The 16,016-nt window shown below is 67.9% G+C and carries 18 protein-coding genes (1 of these 18 only partly in view); 14 read left to right on the forward strand and 4 right to left on the reverse strand.

Features of this window, described 5'->3' with window-relative positions; translation table 11 throughout:
* Positions 1 to 88 precede the first annotated feature (88 nt).
* The 3 genes from B9A95_RS24925 (at position 89) to B9A95_RS24935 (ending at position 1,645) form a co-directional block, all read left to right on the forward strand.
* Positions 89 to 748 carry a ribonuclease HII gene (locus B9A95_RS24925; RefSeq protein WP_084049735.1) on the forward strand — a complete coding sequence of 220 codons (660 nt, stop codon included), beginning with the start codon at positions 89 to 91 and terminating at the stop codon, positions 746 to 748.
* Entirely contained in the window at positions 745 to 1,305 is a 561-nt protein-coding gene (locus B9A95_RS24930) for an MOSC domain-containing protein (protein WP_084049736.1), read from the forward strand. Before B9A95_RS24925 ends, B9A95_RS24930 begins: the two co-directional genes overlap by 4 nt.
* Positions 1,306 to 1,444: 139 nt before the next feature.
* Positions 1,445 to 1,645, forward strand: coding sequence for a hypothetical protein (locus tag B9A95_RS24935; RefSeq protein ID WP_084049737.1), 201 nt, complete (start codon positions 1,445 to 1,447; stop codon positions 1,643 to 1,645).
* A 604-nt stretch (positions 1,646 to 2,249) separates the two neighbouring features.
* On the opposite strand, the gene B9A95_RS36415 is transcribed toward B9A95_RS24935, so the two are convergent.
* A complete protein-coding gene (locus tag B9A95_RS36415; RefSeq protein WP_170928769.1) occupies positions 2,250 to 2,717 on the reverse strand; it encodes a M28 family metallopeptidase in 468 nt (155 codons plus the stop codon).
* Entirely contained in the window at positions 2,666 to 3,577 is a 912-nt protein-coding gene (locus B9A95_RS36420) for a M28 family peptidase (RefSeq protein WP_170928770.1), read from the reverse strand. The genes B9A95_RS36415 and B9A95_RS36420 overlap by 52 nt, the downstream gene beginning before the upstream one ends.
* Positions 3,578 to 3,710: 133 nt before the next feature.
* Here B9A95_RS36420 and lepA point away from each other — a divergent pair, with 133 nt between their 5' ends.
* The 8 genes from lepA (at position 3,711) to B9A95_RS24985 (ending at position 12,639) form a co-directional block, all read left to right on the forward strand.
* Positions 3,711 to 5,516 (forward strand): translation elongation factor 4, encoded by a 1,806-nt coding sequence (lepA, locus tag B9A95_RS24950; RefSeq protein WP_245808475.1) that lies wholly within the window; start codon positions 3,711 to 3,713, stop codon positions 5,514 to 5,516.
* A gap of 206 nt (positions 5,517 to 5,722) precedes the next feature.
* A complete protein-coding gene (locus B9A95_RS34145; protein ID WP_084049739.1) occupies positions 5,723 to 6,700 on the forward strand; it encodes a coiled-coil domain-containing protein in 978 nt (325 codons plus the stop codon).
* Positions 6,697 to 7,836: a coiled-coil domain-containing protein gene (locus B9A95_RS24960; RefSeq protein WP_084049740.1), complete on the forward strand. Its 1,140-nt coding sequence runs from the start codon at positions 6,697 to 6,699 to the stop codon at positions 7,834 to 7,836. Before B9A95_RS34145 ends, B9A95_RS24960 begins: the two co-directional genes overlap by 4 nt.
* Before the next feature lie 199 nt (positions 7,837 to 8,035).
* The gene (locus tag B9A95_RS24965) at positions 8,036 to 8,980 is read left to right on the forward strand and encodes an MBL fold metallo-hydrolase (RefSeq protein ID WP_084049741.1); all 945 of its coding nucleotides are present in this window, start codon (positions 8,036 to 8,038) and stop codon (positions 8,978 to 8,980) included.
* Between the two features lie 265 nt (positions 8,981 to 9,245).
* Positions 9,246 to 10,280, forward strand: coding sequence for a sensor histidine kinase (locus tag B9A95_RS24970; protein WP_245808554.1), 1,035 nt, complete (start codon positions 9,246 to 9,248; stop codon positions 10,278 to 10,280).
* The gene (locus B9A95_RS24975; protein WP_084049742.1) at positions 10,277 to 10,861 is read left to right on the forward strand and encodes a response regulator transcription factor; all 585 of its coding nucleotides are present in this window, start codon (positions 10,277 to 10,279) and stop codon (positions 10,859 to 10,861) included. Before B9A95_RS24970 ends, B9A95_RS24975 begins: the two co-directional genes overlap by 4 nt.
* A 10-nt stretch (positions 10,862 to 10,871) precedes the next feature.
* On the forward strand, positions 10,872 to 11,183 hold the full coding sequence (locus tag B9A95_RS24980; RefSeq protein ID WP_084049743.1) for a hypothetical protein: 312 nt from the start codon (positions 10,872 to 10,874) through the stop codon (positions 11,181 to 11,183).
* Positions 11,184 to 11,454: 271 nt separating this feature from the next.
* Positions 11,455 to 12,639: a pyridoxal phosphate-dependent aminotransferase gene (locus B9A95_RS24985; protein WP_084049744.1), complete on the forward strand. Its 1,185-nt coding sequence runs from the start codon at positions 11,455 to 11,457 to the stop codon at positions 12,637 to 12,639.
* Between the two features lies 1 nt (position 12,640).
* On the opposite strand, the gene B9A95_RS24990 is transcribed toward B9A95_RS24985, so the two are convergent.
* A complete protein-coding gene (locus B9A95_RS24990) occupies positions 12,641 to 13,225 on the reverse strand; it encodes a nitroreductase family protein (RefSeq protein WP_245808476.1) in 585 nt (194 codons plus the stop codon).
* Positions 13,226 to 13,290: 65 nt separating this feature from the next.
* On the opposite strand from B9A95_RS24990, the gene B9A95_RS24995 reads away from it, so the two are divergent.
* Complete coding sequence (locus B9A95_RS24995) at positions 13,291 to 14,043, forward strand: AIM24 family protein (protein WP_084049746.1); 753 nt, start codon at positions 13,291 to 13,293, stop codon at positions 14,041 to 14,043.
* A gap of 67 nt (positions 14,044 to 14,110) precedes the next feature.
* On the opposite strand, the gene B9A95_RS25000 is transcribed toward B9A95_RS24995, so the two are convergent.
* Positions 14,111 to 14,506, reverse strand: coding sequence for a hypothetical protein (locus B9A95_RS25000; RefSeq protein ID WP_084049747.1), 396 nt, complete (start codon positions 14,504 to 14,506; stop codon positions 14,111 to 14,113).
* Positions 14,507 to 14,649: 143 nt separating this feature from the next.
* Here B9A95_RS25000 and murG point away from each other — a divergent pair, with 143 nt between their 5' ends.
* Positions 14,650 to 15,735 carry an undecaprenyldiphospho-muramoylpentapeptide beta-N-acetylglucosaminyltransferase gene (gene murG, locus B9A95_RS25005; protein ID WP_084050957.1) on the forward strand — a complete coding sequence of 362 codons (1,086 nt, stop codon included), beginning with the start codon at positions 14,650 to 14,652 and terminating at the stop codon, positions 15,733 to 15,735.
* Between the two features lie 114 nt (positions 15,736 to 15,849).
* On the forward strand, positions 15,850 to 16,016 hold the 5' portion of the coding sequence (gene murC / locus B9A95_RS25010; protein WP_425429980.1) for a UDP-N-acetylmuramate--L-alanine ligase. It continues 1,168 nt past the right edge of the window; 167 of the gene's 1,335 nt are visible here — the first part of the coding sequence; its start codon is at positions 15,850 to 15,852; its stop codon lies off the right edge, out of view.

Here is a 16,016-nt window from a genome sequence, read left to right on the forward strand (position 1 = left end):
CCCCTGCCCTCTCAGGGAGGTGGAGCAACCCACGGCAAGACCCCCGCCCCCAAACCTCCAAAACCCCGCCAACCGTTACCCTACCCCCATGCCCCCTTCCGTCACCCCCAACTGGGCCTTCGAACGCGAACACTGGCGGCGGGGTCACGTCCGGGTGGCCGGCGTGGACGAGGCTGGACGCGGAGCCTGGGCCGGGCCCGTGACCGTGGCGGCCGTTCTCCTGCCCGGCCTGGCGACGGACTACCCCTTCCGCGACTCCAAACAACTCTCGGCCGCCCAGCGCGAAACCTACGCCGAGGAGGTGCGCCGCGTGGCCGTGGCCTGGGCTGTGGAACACGCCTGGCCCCAGGAGATCGCGCAGCTGAATATCCTGGGTGCGACGCACGCCGCCGCCGCCCGGGCGCTGGCCCGCCTGGACCCCGCCCCCCAGGCCCTGATCACCGACTACTTGCGCCTGCACACGGCCCTGCCCCTCCTCGCTCCCCCGAGGGCCGACGCCCTGAGCTACTCGGTGGCGGCGGCCAGCCTGCTGGCCAAAACCGAGCGAGACCGGCTGATGACCGAGCTGGACAGCCAGTATCCAGGCTACGGCTTCGCGGGGCATAAAGGGTACGGCGCACCGGCCCACAGAACGGCCCTGGAACGGCTGGGCGTGTCGGACGTTCACCGCCGCACCTTCGCGCCCATCGCCCGGATGCTCGAAACGTCCCCAGACCGACTGCCCAGCCCCACGGAGAAAGAGCCATGACCACAGAGCCCGCCAGGACGGGAACCGTCGAAGCCGTTAGCCGCAAAGCCAAACATACCTTCAGCAAGGACCCCCGCCCCGCCATCCGGTTGCTTGAGGGCCTGGGTGTGGAGGGCGACGCCCACGCGGGCCGCACCGTCAAGCACCGCTCGCGGGTGGCCCAGAACCCGGCGCAGCCCAACCTGCGGCAGGTTCACCTCATCCACGCCGAATTGCTGGACGAACTGCAGGACAAGGGCTTTGCGGTAGAGCCGGGTGACCTGGGCGAGAACGTCACCACGCGGGGCATCAGGCTGCTGGACCTGCCGCGCGGCACCCGCTTGCACCTGGGAGCAGAGGCGGTGGTGGAAGTCACCGGCCTGAGAAACCCCTGTGCCCAGATCGACAACTTCCAGCCGGGCCTGCTGAGCGCTGTCCTCGACCGCGACGCGGAGGGGCACGTCATCCGCAAGGCCGGAATCATGGGCGTGGTGATCAGCGGCGGGATAACCCGGCCGGGCGACGCCGTGCACGTGGAACTGCCACCGGAGCCGTACGAACGGCTGGAGCGGGTGTAGGACCTGGAATCCACCCTTTCTTGAAGGTCTCCTCAGGCACGCCCGCCACTGTCGGGAATCGTGCAGACGGGGCGAAAGGCACCGGGCGACAGTGGCGAACAGCGCGGTGCCGAGGCGGTCCGCGCCCAGGAGGAAAACCATGCGAAACGGTGAACTGGTCAATCTGCTGCGGCTGGGGGGCATTGCGTCCATCGTCGGGTCCATCGCCATCTGGGCTTCTCAGGGAGGACAGGGCAGCACGGCCGAGGAACGCGCCCACGGCGAGCGCTTCGGCATCTTCGTGGGGCTGTGGGCCCCCACCTTCTTTATTCTCGCCAACCACTTCAACCAGCAGGACTGAAGGCGGACCCAGGCCTACCGGGCCGGGACACACGTTCAGCAGCGCGGCGACGGCGGGAAGAAGCCCGTCGCCGCACGCCCTTTGACTGCAGGCCTAGAGCGTGGAAGCCCATCCCTCACGGCGCCATTCTCCTCCACGCCCATTCAAGTTCGCCCGGCGGGCTTTCGGTCAAAAAGAAGGCCTCTTTTTGACACACGCTCCAACTGTACTTCGGGGGTATTCGCAGGCCACGCAAAAGCCGTCCGAGACGTGACCCGGCCTTGTCGGCCTGAGCGCTCAGGAGCAAATGGTGCGGCGTTGAACCCCCGGATCTGGGTTTCACCGCTGGCGCCATGACTCCATTCCTCCGCCAGACCGAAGGGCAGCCACTCCCTCCCGTCTCTGGACCACAGCACACAGTGGTTTCAAGATCGTACAGGTCCGTAGATGCTGTGCCAGACAGCGAATGTGTACGCTCCTGAATTTCCCCGAAGTACAGCTCATGGTCTGATGGAGAGGGACTTCGGGAGCTGAATTGAAGGGGTCCTTTTGGCTTTGCGTCGTGATTGCACGCTCTCCGGTGCGGAGGGAAACTTATCTCCCAATTTACTTCCCCATTGGACCACTAACACCCCTTGCTGCTGAAGCCCTCGCAGGGTCCATCGGGCGTCCAGGGCGCCTTCAGCGCCGTCTCGGCCAGCTGGGTGGCGAAGACCGCCGCCTGCGTCACGAGGGCAGGCGAGAGCGTTCGGTCCGTGGTGGCGTGGTAATTGACGTCCAGGCCACGGTGGACAAATGCAGTCCGCACGCCCCACTCCTTGAAGGCCAGGTGATCGCTGCGCCCGGTGACGTTCATGGAACGGCCGAAGGTTTCCCGGGTGTTGACTGGCTCATCCCCGAACACGCGCACGCCGGGCCACACCTGCCGGGCCAGCGGTATGAGTTCGGCGTGGGCCGCTACACCCAGGGGCGCTGCATTCACGCCCACCATGTCGAAGTTCAGCATGGCGCGGGTCTGGCGCAGGGGGTAGCGGTGCGCGTCTACGAACAGGCGGCTGCCGATGGTGCCGTCTTCCTCGGCGTCGAACAGCACGAACCACGCCCGGTCCGCCAGGGGGTTCGGGCAGCGCGCCGGGCCACCTCCAGCACCGCGAGCACGCCGCTGGAATTGTCGTTTGCGCCGGGCGAGCCGTTCACCGTGTCGAGGTGGGCCCCGAACAGCACCTCCGGCGCCGCGCCCACCCGCGCCGCGATCAGGTTGTGGCCCGTGATCCGCCGGACCTCCACCTTGGAGGACAACTGGGCCTGCTTCCCGGCCAGCGGCCATACGTTCGCCCCGTCCGCCACGCTGATCTGCACGAGGGGCAGCGGGGTGGAGGCCACGCGCTGAAGCTGGGCGCGGGGGCAGTCCTGCACGATCACCAGGCCGAGTGCCCCAGCTCCCATGACCCGCTCCACGAGCTCACGCCAGGGCGTCTTGCCGCAGGTGGTCAGCGCGATCTGTCCGCGAAGTCCTAAAGCTTCCATCCGCTCCGAGGAAACGTCCGGCGAGACGCGCACGAGCCTCCCCTCCTGTTCCCCGCCCTGGCTCCCGTACAAGGCGGAGGCGGGGACGCTCAGCCCGCCCACCTTCAGTCTTCCGCCCCGATCATAGGGCCGCTCGAGCGTGACGGCCTCCCGGGTGACGTTGTACCCGAGGGCGCGCAACTCCCCCTCCAGCCATCCGAGCGTCCGTTCATGCCCCGCGTTCCCCACCGGACGGGGACCGAACCGCGCCAATTCTGCCCAGTCCTGCGCCACGGTGCGCGAGAGGGCCGCCGCCTGAACGGGAACGTTTTTCGGACGGGACTGCCACCACGCGCCGCCCACGGCGAGGAACACGAGCAGCAGGGGCAGCGGCCGCTTCCAGACCGAAGGGCGAGGACGGGTGGGCAGGGCGCGGCGCGCAGTCATGCCTGCAGGGTACGTCCGCGGGGGTCTGACCGCCTCAAAGGTTGACCGTGGCACCGCCGGAGCCGCTTTTGCAGCTGACCGGTCCGACCTTTTGCCCCAATCCCAGGCCTCCGCCCCCGCTACACTGCGTTCCGTGAGTGTCCGGCCCCCAACCCAAGTCAGAAATTTTTCCATCATCGCCCACGTGGACCACGGCAAGTCCACCCTGGCCGACCGCATTCTGGAACGCCTGGGCGCGATGGGTGAGCGCGACAAGCGCGACCAGACCCTCGACACCCTGGAACTGGAGCGCGAGCGCGGCATCACCATCAAGAGCACGCCCGTTCGCCTCTCCTACACGCGTGACAACGGCGAGGTATACACCTTCAACCTGATCGACACCCCCGGGCATGTGGACTTCAACTATGAGGTGTCCCGCTCGCTGGCAGCCTGCGAGGGCGTGCTGCTGCTCGTGGACGCTTCGCAGGGCGTAGAGGCGCAGACCATCGTCAACGCCTACCTCGCCATCGACAGCAACCTCGAAATCGTGCCGGTGATCAACAAGATTGACCTGCCCGCCGCCGATCCCGAGGGCGCGGCGCAGGAACTTGAGGACGTGATCGGCATTCCGGCGAAGGACGCGGTGTTCGCCTCCGGCAAATCGGGGCTGGGCATTCCCGAGATTCTGGAAGCCATCGTGGAGCGCATTCCGCCGCCCCCCGGCGACCCCGAAGCGCCCCTCAAGGCCCTCATCTTCGACTCGTTCTACGACGCCTACCAGGGCGTGATCCTGTTCGTGCGCGTGCTGGAAGGCACCCTGAAGCCGAAGCAGCCCATCATGCTGTTCAACTCGGGCAAGACCTTCGATGTGGACCGGGTAGGCACCTTCACGCCCGGCCTCGTGGTGGGCGAGTCGCTGCCTGCCGGAAGCGTGGGCTGGATTGCCGCGGGCATCCGCGACATCCACGACGCGCAGGTGGGCGACACCATCACGCAAAAGGACCGCCCTACGCCCGAGCCGTTTCCCGGCTTCAAACCCGCGCAGCCGGTGGTCTTTTCTGGCCTGTACCCCACCTCCACCGAGGACTACCGCAAGCTGCGCGACGCGCTGGAAAAGCTCAAGCTCAACGACGCCGCCTTCAATTTCGAGCCGGAGACCTCCGAGGCCCTGGGCTTCGGCTTTCGCTGCGGGTTCCTGGGACTGCTGCACGCCGAGATCATTCAAGAACGCCTGGAGCGCGAGTACGACCTCGATCTGATCGCCACCGCGCCCGCCGTGGTCTACCGCGTCACGCTGACCAACGGCGACGTGTTCGAGACGCAGAACCCGGCCGAGTTTCCCACCCGCGACCGCATCACGAGTGTGGAGGAGCCGTACATCAAGCTGAGCATCATGCTGCCCGAGGACTACGTCGGGCCGGTGATGCAGCTCTTGCAGGAGCGCCGGGGATCTATGATCACCATGAACTACGTCGGCAAGCGGGTGGAGCTGCTGTACGAGGTGCCCTTCGCGGAGATTCTCTACGACTTCCACGACCGCCTCAAGTCCATCTCCAGGGGCTACGCCTCCATGGACTACGAGCAGATCGGCTACCGCGAGGGCGACCTGCGCAAGGTGGACATTCAGGTCAACAATGAGGTGGTAGACGCCCTCGCCGTGATCGTCCACGAGGACAAGGCGTACTCGCTGGGCCGCAAGATCGTGGACAAGATGGCCGAAGTGATCCCCCGGCAGATGTTCCCCGTGCCCGTGCAGGCCACCATCGGCGGCAAGATCATCGCCCGGGCCACCGTGAAGGCCTACCGCAAGGACGTGCTTGCCAAGTGCTACGGCGGCGATATCTCGCGCAAGAAGAAGCTGCTGGAAAAGCAGAAGAAGGGCCGCGCCCGCATGAAGCAGATCGGTACGGTGGAGGTGCCGCAAGAAGCGTTCCTGGCGGTGCTAAGTACCGAGGAGTGAGGGAGGCGGTCAGCTTCCAGTTGCCGGCGAAGAGCAGTCCGAACGCCCCCGCCTGAGCGGGGGCGTTTTCGCGTTGCCCGCTGACAGCTGGAAACTGGCCGCCTCCGCCGCAACGCGCGCCAGGCTCTAGTGTGACTGCTTGCACAAAGCTGTTCGGCTGTGTTATGTTTTAAGCGTAAAAATCAACCCGATTTCGCGGAGGAAAGATGACAGAACACGATTCCCAGACCTTGCAGGAGGCTTTCAAGGCGTTGCGCCAGGAGCAGGCGGCGGCAAAGGGCCGGTTTCAGAGCCGCGCCGAGGTGCAGCAGCAGCGCAAGAACCGTGAGGTGCTGAACCACGCTGCCGGGTACACGGTAGACCGCATTGTGCGCGAGTCGGCGGACGTGCAGCTCGAAGTGGGCTCGGTACTGGCCCAGCTCGAAGAGCGGCTGTCAGGGCAGGCGACCAAGCTCAGCGAACTGGTCACCGCCACCGAGGTGGCCCGGCGCGAACTGGCCGAGCTGCGCCGTATCCGCGTGGCCGCCGACGCTCTGGCCGCCCTCCAGCAGGAGAGCCGCGACCGACTCGCTGCCCTGGAAGGCGAGCATCAGGCCCGGCTGGACGCGCTGGAACGGGAGCAGGCCGACACACGGCGCACCTGGGAGCGTGAAGACGCCGGGTTTGCCGCCGAGGAGAGCCGCGGGCGTGAGGAAACCGCCCGCGAGCGCCAGCAGGAGGAAGCGGATCACACCTACCGCCGCCAGCGCGAGCGCCAGCACGACGCAGACGCGCAGCACGCGGCAGACCGCGCCCAGGAACGCGAGCTGGCCGAGCGTCGCCTGACCCTGGAGCGCGGCTGGCGCGAGCGCGAGGCAGCCCTTCAGGCCACCGCCGAGCAGTTTGAGAAGGACCTTGCCAGCGTCGAGGCTTTCCCCCAGGAACTCGAAGAGGCGGTCAAAAAGGCCCGCGAGGAAGGCGTCCGGCAGGCCACCGCCGACGCCAAGGTGCGCTCGGACCTGCTGGAACGCGAGTGGGAAGCCAGCAAGCAGGGCCATGAGCTGCACCTCGAATCCCTTCAGGCGTCCATCGCTGCCGCCGAGGCGCAGGTGGCTGAACTCCAGGCCCAGCAGCAGCGCGTCAGCGAACAGACCCAGGGCCTCGCCGCCCGCGCCTTCAGCACCGCCAGCAGGAGTGAATCGTGAGTACCAAACGTCCCGCCGAAACCGCCACCAAGGCCAAGATTCTCGAAGCGTTCGACGACCTCAGCGGCGAGTACAGTCGGCTTGAGGGGCAGCTCAGCGCCCTGAAGACGCAACTGGTCCAGAAGGAAAAGGAGGCCGGCGAGGTTCAGAAACAGGTTCAGAAGGCGGCTGTCCCGAGAAGCCCCGTGGCCGAGGCGAGCCGCGGGTTGCCGACCACGCCCGAAGGCCAGGAGGGCAAGCCAGGCCGTATGGAAGTCGCGCTGGGGCTGCTGGCCCAGTTGCAGGCCCGGGCCTCCGGCACGCTGGCCGAACTCTCCGAACAGCTCAGCGCCGAGGCTGCCGGGCTTCAGGGCGTGCTGAAGCTGGCCGGGGCCGAGCGCGAAGCCTTGAAGGAGCTGTACGGCCTGGGAACCGGTGAGGACCCGCTGCGCGACCTGATGGCCGAGTACGACGCGGCGGAGGAGCAGGCCCGCACCGGGTACGAGACCCGGCGCGTGGCGACGGCGGAGGACTGGGAGGCCCGCCAGCGCGAGTGGCAGGCCGAGCAGGACGCCCGCGAGCGCAGGGTAGAAGAGCGCGAGCAGGCCCTCACCACCGTCCGGACGCGCGAGGAAGCCGACTACGCCTACGCCCGTGACCTCGCCCGACAGCTCGACGACGAGACCTACCGCGCCGAGCAGGCCGAGCGGACCCGCACCCGTGCCGAGCGGCTGGACGTGCAGGAACGCGAATGGAATACGCGCGAAGCCGAACTGGCCCAGCGCGAGCGGCGTTACCGCGAAATCACCGACCGGGCCGCCGCCCTGCCCGCCGAGCGCGAGGCCGCCCTCAAGCGTGCGGAGGGCGAGGGCGCGGGCATCGGCAGTCGGCAGGCCCGCGTACGCACAGACTTGCAGGAAAAAGAGACCGAGGGCCAGCGCCGCATCTACGAGCAGCGCATTCAGAACTTCCAGACCCGGCTCGACCTGCTGGACCGGCGCGCCGGGCAACTCTCCGAGCAACTCGGAGCCGCCAGCCGCCAGATGCAGGACCTCGCCGTCAAGGCCATCGAGGGACAAGCCAACGCGAGTAGCCTCAGCGCCTTCAAGGAGCTGGCGATGGAGCAGGCCAAATCCCAGGGCAAGGGCAAGAACTGAGCGCCTGCGCCGGATACGGTGGGTCACCTCCCACGGGGGAGGTGGCCTTTTTCCCGTCAGCACCTGGCCCTCAACCTCAACCCAAGACCACCTCAACTGGCGTTAGGGCGCGGGCAGGCGGGCACTCATGCGGCCCTCCTAGCGTGAGAAGGACGCGTTCACTTTCCCCTTCCACGTCCCCACCGAAAGGATGCCCACCATGACCCAAGCTTCCCTGCCCCCTGTCCGCCCGCCCGCGCCACCCGTCTCGACGTTTGGAGGCTCGCAAGTGCTGCGTCCCGATGTGGTGCGGGTGCGGCTGCCGATGGTGAACATCTACATGCTTGGTGTGCCCGGCGAGGGCTGGGTGCTGGTAGATGCGGGAATGCCCGGCACAGCGGGCATGATCCGCGCGGCGGCGCAGCGGCATTTCGGCGATCAGCCACCGGCGGCCATCGTGCTGACCCACGGGCACCTCGACCACATCGGCGCGCTCCACGACCTGCTGGAAACGTGGAAGGTGCCCGTCTACGCGCACCCGCTGGAGCTGCCCTATGTGACGGGACAGGCTCCCTACCCCTTCCCCGATCCCACGGTGGGCGGTACCATGAGCGCCCTTTCGCCCGCCTTCGTGCCCGGCCCTTTCGACTTCCGCCCCCACGTGGAAGTGTTGCCGGCGAGCGGGGAATTTCCCCTCCTGCCCGGCTGGCAGGTTCTGCACACGCCCGGCCACACCACGGGCCACATCTCTCTGTGGCGCGAGTCGGACCGCACCCTGATTGTGGGAGACGCCTTCGTGACCACCAAGCAGGAGTCGGCGACGGGCGCCCTGACCCTCAAACCCACCCACCTGCATGGGCCGCCCGCGTACTACACACCCAACTGGGACGCTGCGCGGGACTCCGTTCAGGCGCTGGCGGCGCTGGACCCCGATCTGTCGGCGACTGGGCACGGACATCCCATGTCGGGACCGGAAATGGCCATCGAGCTGCACCGTCTGGCGCGCAACTTCGACGAAGCCGCGCGGCCCGTGCGAGGGTGGTATCTGAAACGGCCCGTGCCCATTACTGCGCCGCAGCCGGGCCGGCCCGATCCCCTCAAGCAGCTGGTGCTGGGCGGTCTGCTGGGTGCAGGCGTGCTGCTGCTGTTGGGCCGGGGGCGTTAGGGCTTCTCATCCGGCTTCCGGTTCATCAGCAGTGCAGCAACTGGTTTACCCAAGCGGAGCAAGCAGGAAAAACGTTGACGGATCGGTGTGGACGCAGAGGAGCAAAGCGGAGAGGCCCTCACGGATGAACCGAAAAACCCATCAGACTGTTCACTCCCGAAAGGGAACCGCGTGCCTTTGCTGCACGCGGTCCTTTTTTCTGGCCCATACCTCCTGAGTGTGGGTTTTCTGTTAGAGGACTGTTTCTAAACTTCAGGACGTGAACGTGAACGCACCGGAGGCTTCCCTGCCCCCCACCCCGCTGCCCCGGCAGCGCGGGCGGCAGAGTACCTTACGGGCACAGTTCACGCTGGTGATCTCGCTGCTCACCTTCCTGCCAAACCTCGTGCTGAGCTTTGCCGCGCAACCTGATGTGAAGCGGGAGGTCCTGACCGGGTGGATGCTGCTGGTGGCGGCGTTATCCGGACTGGTGGGTTACCTGCTCAGCGGGGTGATGCTGCAGCCCCTCAGCCGTCTGGAGACTGAGGTGCAGGGCGGCAACTTCACCCAGCAGCATGCGGATGACCCGACCGAAATCCGCTCGCTGCGCCGGGCGTTTACCGGGCTGCTGGAGCGGCTGCGGACCGAGCAGGGGCGTCGCAACGCCTTTATGGCAACGCTGGTGCACGATCTCAAGACGCCGCTGATCGCCACAGGGCATCTCACGCGGTTGCTCGCGGGAGGACAGCTGCCGGAAACAGACCGCGAAGCGGTGACCCGCGAGTTGCTGGACGAAAACGCCCGGCTGCTCGCGCTGGTGGGCCAGATGGCCGACGCCCACCGCTTCGAGCGCGAGGATGTGCGCCTCTCGCCCCAGCCCACGGACCTGCGCAGCCTGATCGACACCGTGGCGCGGCGGCTGCTGGGGCAGGCGCAGGTCCGGGGACTCAACCTGGAGGTCACCGGCATGGGCACCGCCCCCGCCGACCCCAAGGTGCTCGAACGCGCCGTCACCAACCTGACCGAGAACGCCCTGCGCTACGCGCGCAGCCGTGTGGAACTGGCCGTAACGGGGGCGGGCGTGGAGGTGCGTGACGACGGCCCTGGCCTCGGCGCGCCCATCGAAGAACTGGCCCAGCCCTTCAACGCGCAGCCCGCCACCATCGCCGGGCAGCAGTACACCGCCGGCACCACGGGCCTCGGCCTGTTTATCGTCCGGCGCATCACCGAGGCGCACGGCGGCTCGCTGACCTACACGCGCACCCCTCCTCCCCATCCGCTGTCCGTCTTTGCCCTCAACCTGCCGGAGGTACTCCCTTGAAACTCGTGATCGCCGACGACCACCCGCTTTTCCGTATGGGCCTCAAATACGCCCTGCTGCACCAGGGCTTCGACGTGGTGGCTGAGGCTGCCGACGGCATCCAGGCGCTCGAAGCCTGCCGCACGCATCAGCCCGACGCAGCGCTGCTGGACGTCAAGATGCCCGGCCTGACCGGCATCGAGGTCTGCGAGCGGCTGCGCCTGACCCACCCTGGGGTGGTCAGCGTGCTGATCACGACCTTCGCCGAACCTGCCATCGTGCAGGCTGCCCGCCTGGCTGGGGCGCGCGGCTACGTCAGCAAGGAGACGGACCCCGAGACGCTCGCCCAGCAACTGCGCGACATTGTGGCCTACCCAGATGTGGACCGGCTGCCCCATGTGGACGTGCCCCGGCTGACCCCGCGTGAGTCTGAGGTGCTGCCCCTGCTGGCCCAGGGCTTTTCGAACAAGGAGATCGCCAAGAACCTCGGCGTCAGCCCCGATACCGTCAAAGACCACCTCGCCCGCCTGTACGCCAAGCTCGACGCCGGGGACCGCACCGAGGCCGTCAGCCGCGCCCGCAGCATCGGGCTGCTGCACTGAGGACACGAACGTGATTCGCCCTGTGATTCCCCCCACCCACCCCGCTTCCGTGTGCGTCCAGGTCATCCTGGAGGCGGGCGCGGCGCGGCAGCAGGCGATCTTCCAGGCGTGGGTACAGGGCCAGGGCATCGACGTTCAGACCCTGAAAGGCGAGGGGGCGGGAAGCGGCGTGCACACCTACCGCCTGACCCTCTCCCCGGGCCCCGCCGTCAAGATCGACCTGCTGCTTCAGGCGGCCGGCGCGGAAGTCACCTTCCTGCCGGATGTGGCCGGTCCAGAGTTGTCCTTCGGGGATCTGCTGCTCGACGGCACCGGTTTTTGAAGGCGGGGAGGGAGCCTTGCGCTTCCCCGCCACTGCCCTCACCCTGCTGGCTTCCACCGCGTGGAAACAAACCGGCAGGGTGGGATTGTGCCGACGCTGGAGGCGGCGCGCTCGCGCCGCCTTTTGCTTAAGAACGCGCCCCCGCGCCGACCTGCCCGGGGCTTTTCCACCGTCTTGTCCGGCCCTGGCTTTGGCCGGACGAAGCGCTTCTTGCGCCGCTTCTAGCCTGAGTCTTCCTGGGCCCCACCCCCCGCCCTGTACCCTCGTCCCCATGAGCGGCCCCTCTCCCTTTCAGCTGTCGGCACGCGCCCTGAGCCTCAAGCCTTCCGCAACGGTGGCCGTCACCTCCCGCGCGCTGGAATTGCAGCGCGCGGGGGTGGACGTCTTGTCCATGAGTGTGGGCGAACCCGACTTCGATACGCCGCCCCATATCAAGGCCGCCGCCATCCGCGCCATTGAGGAAGGCAAGACGAAATACACCGCCGTGAGCGGCATTCCCGAATTGCGCGAGTCGATCAGCGCCAAGTTCCGGCGGGAAAACGGGCTGGAGTACGCGCCCGACGCCGTGACGGTCACGAGCGGAGGCAAGCAGGCCCTCTTCAACGCCTTTTTCGCTCTGCTGAATCCCGGCGACGAGGTGCTGATTCCCGCTCCGTACTGGGTGAGCTACCCCGAGATGGTGGCCCTGACGGGCGCGGTGCCGGTGGCCGTGCCCACGGCGGCGGAAAGCGGGTTTGTCCTCGATCCCGCTGAACTCGAGGCCCGCGTTACCCCCCGCACCCGCATGATCGTGCTGAACAGTCCCGGCAACCCCACGGGCGCGGTTTTTCCACCGGGGGTGCTGCAGGCGGTGGCGGAGGTGGCGCAGCGGCGTGGCCTCGTGATCGTGACCGACGAGATGTACGAGCACCTCGTCTACGACGCCGAGCAGGTCAGCATCGGGCGGTACGCGCCGAAACATACCCTCACGATCAACGGGGCGAGCAAGGCCTACGCAATGACGGGATGGCGCATCGGTTACGCGGGCGGGCCGCGTGAGGTGATTGCCGCGATGAACGCCCTGCAATCGCAAAGCACCAGCAACGCGAGCAGCGTGTCGCAATACGCGGCCCTCGCCGCCCTGAGTCAGCACGGGGAGACGGCCCGCTTTATCGGGGAGGCGCGGCAGGCCTACCGCGAACGGCGGGACCACATCGTGGCCGGGCTGAACGCCCTGGGCCTGCCCACGCCCACGCCGCAGGGAGCCTTTTACGTGATGGCGGACACGACCCGAATCCACCGGGACGAACTGGAAGCCAGCCGCATCCTGCTCGAGCGGGCGCGCGTGGCCGTCGTGCCGGGAACGGATTTTGGAGCGCCGGGGCAGGTGCGGCTGAGCTACGCCACAGGCCTGGAACAGATTGAGGAAGTGCTGCGGCGCATCGGGGAAGTGGTGGGGACCGCAGGAAACGTTTGAATCACTCTACCCAGCGCACCTTCTCCTCCACTGCGCGGCGCTCGCCCTGGGGCCACTCACCCGCCGGGTAGCCCAGGTAGATCAGACCCATCATGTGGGCACGTTCGCTGAAGTGCAGCCTCTTGCGGGTATGTTCGTGCATGCTCGGCGCGTTGGTGATCCACTTGCTCGCGATGCCGAGGGCCCGGGCCGCGAGCAGGAGGTTCTGCACGGCGCAGACCGTCGCCCACTGTTCCTCGTGAAGGGGCATTTTGGGCTTCTCGGCGGGCTCCGCAGCCACGGCCAGCCATACGGGGGCCAGCAGCTGACGCTCACGCTGAGCGCGCACGACCTCGGGGTCGGCCTGGGGCTCACCCTTGATGAGGGCCAGCGAGGTGGCGAGCGCGTCTGACAGCACCCGGCGGCCCTCGCCCGTGAACACGGCGAAGCGCCAGGGTTCAGTGCGCCCATGGCTGGGGGCCCAGTTGGCGGCCTCCAGCAGGCGCAGCACGGTGCCGTGGGGAATGGGGTCCGGCCTCAAGGCGGCGAGGTCCACGGTGCGGCGCGCCTGAAAGGTGGCGAGCAGATTCGGGGGTTCGGCGATCACGCCCCGCAGGGTACGCCCTCCTGCAGCCGGGGAACTCCGGCGAACCCCGCTCCGTATCTGGGAACATGACGAACAGTGACGGCAGTTACAGCCTCCGCGACTTTCTCGCCAAAACCGCCGAACGCGACAACCCCGGTGAGGTGTTTGAGCTGGAAAGCGCCAAGATGCTGGAAGTCCGGGTCAACGGGCGGATCTGGAGCAAACTCGGCGCGATGGTGGCCTATAAGGGCAGCCTGTCGTTCAAGCGCGAGGGCACGCTGGAGGGCGGGCTGATGAAGGCCCTCAAGCGCGCGGTCAGCCAGGAGATGGGCCCGCTGGCCAAGATCGAGGGTCGGGGCGTGGCGTACCTGGCCGATCAGGGCAAGGAGGTGCAGATCCTGCGCCTGGCGGGCGACAGCCTGAATGTGAACGGCAACGATCTGCTCGCCTTCGAGGACTCCGTGAACTACGACGTCACCATGCACCGCCGGATCGCGGGCATCGCCGCGGGGGGCCTGTTCAGCGTGAAATTGCAGGGGAGCGGCCTCGTCGCCATTCTCAGCCACGGCAAGCCGCTGACGCTGCGGGTCACGCCCCACGAGCCGATCTTCACGGACCCCAACGCCACGGTGGCCTGGAGCGGCAATCTGCAGCCACAACTCCGTATGGACGCCTCGCTGCGCAGTATCTTCGGGCGCGGCGGCGGCGAGACGTACCAGATGGTGTTTCAGGGCGAGGGCTTCGTGGTGGTGCAGCCCTACGAGGAATTCGAGCAGGGCCTGAGCGGCGAGGGCCAGGGCGCAGGGGTGGGGCGGGCGATCAGCGATATGTTCGACTGACCCCGGGCGAAAGGGGAAGGGACCGGCGCTGGCTGCTTGGTCCCCTCCCCTTTTCAGCGCGACTTCTTCAGCGCAGCATGGACTTGACGTGCGCGGCGATGGCGTCCTTGCCCGCCTTGCCAAGCTGGGTCAGAGCCGTGATGCCGTACTGCACGTTCTGGTCCAGAATCAGGTAATCCTCGTCCAGATCGGCCTCCAGCTTCTTGCCCAGCAGGGTCTTGACGGTATCGACGTGCGCGCCGTTGGCCCCGAGTTCCAGGGTGCTGTTGTACAGGTAGGCCTCCACCTGCTTGTTGGAAAAAGCGTCGAGACCGTAGGTCAGGGTCAGGGCGCAGGATTTGTCGCTGGACCACTTCACTCCCCGCGGCCTGAGGGCCGCCGTCAGGTCGCGCGAGAGGGCCACGTTCTCCTCGTCGTCCACAAAGACCGCGGCGGTCGGGGCGCACAGATCGTCGCCGTCCACGTCCTTGAGGTCAGGGCCGAGGCACCCGTCATAACACTGGACAGCGCGGCGAGCAGCAGCAGTTTGTTCACGATGTGTTCAGCGTACAGAAACGGCCCTCCACCTGGGGCCGCGCGCCGCCGGGCCGCGCTACACTCGCCCGCGTGAGCTTGGTCGTACTGGCAACGGGGGGCACGGGGGGACACATCTATCCGGCGGTCGCCACCGCGCGCGAGTTGATGGGGCGTGGGCACGAGACGGTCCTGCTCGGACAGCGCGGCGGCATGGAGCAGCGGGTGGCCGGGGAACAGGGCCTCGCCTTTCATGGGGTAGACGCGGGCAAACTCGCCCGCAGCGGACAGGGCCGCCCCGATCCGCGCGAGCTCCTGAAGGCGGTGCGGGGCCTGGGCGAGGCCCGCCGCTTTTTGCAGGGGGCCCAGCCCGCCGCGGTGGTGGGTTACGGCGGCTTCGCCAGCCTCCCCGGCGTGCTGGCCGCACAGAGCCTGGCGTTACCCACCGTGCTACACGAGCAAAACGCCCGCCTGGGTCTCACCCAGCGGTTGGCCGCTTCCCGGGCGCGGGCAGTGGGCACCGCTTATCCGGAGGTGCTGGGCCTCTCTCCCGAAAAGGCCACCCTCGTGGGCATGCCTGTGCGCGAGGAACGCCGCCCCCGGCAGGAGGCGCTGGCCGCGCTCGGCCTGCAGCCCGGGAGGCTGACCATTTTCGTGATGGGGGGCTCGCAGGGCTCGTTGGCGCTGAACAATGCGGTGCCGGACATTCTGCGCGGCCTCTTCGGACCGGAGGGGCGTGGGCCGGACAGCGAGGTGCAGGTGCTGCATTCCACTGGCCCGCGCTGGGTGGAGGAAGTGGCGCCGCGGGTGGCGGACCTGCCCTGGTACAAGGCTGTGGGATACACAGACGCGGTGGCGGCGTGGGCAGCGGCGGACCTGGGCATCACGCGGGCGGGCACCGGCACGCTGGCGGAGGCGGCCTTTCACGGCGTTCCCCTGGTGATGGTGCCGCTGCCCGAATCGGCGGAGAACCACCAGTTTCACAACGCACTGAGCGTTCAGGAGGCTGGAGCAGGTCGGGTGGTTGTGCAGCCCGAGATGGAGCCGGCGCTGGGAGGCGCGGTGCTAGAGTGTGCGGCACCGGGCACGCGCACGGCCATGCGGACGGCGGCCCTTTCCCGCTCGCCCGCCGGAGCCGCAGGCCGCCTCGCGGACCTCGTGGAGCGGCACCTGCGCTAAGCGGCAGGCTGCGCCCGCGTGCCCTTTGGACCCCTTCCCATGACTAACTCCTCCCCTTCTCCGGCCTCTCCCTCCCCCGCCTCTTCCCCCACTGCCGCGCCCCATTACCACCTGATGGGGATCGGCGGCATCGGTGTGAGCGCCTTTGCTCGGCTGCTCTCCGCCCGGGGGGTGCGGGTCAGCGGCTGCGACGCGCATGCGTCCGAACTCACCGCACAGCTGGAGGCCGAGGGCATCGCCGTGTCGGTGGGCCACGACGCCGGGCACGTGGGAGGCGTGGA

Source organism: Deinococcus hopiensis KR-140, assembly GCF_900176165.1.
In the GTDB taxonomy this organism is placed as follows: Bacteria; Deinococcota; Deinococci; order Deinococcales; family Deinococcaceae; genus Deinococcus; species Deinococcus hopiensis.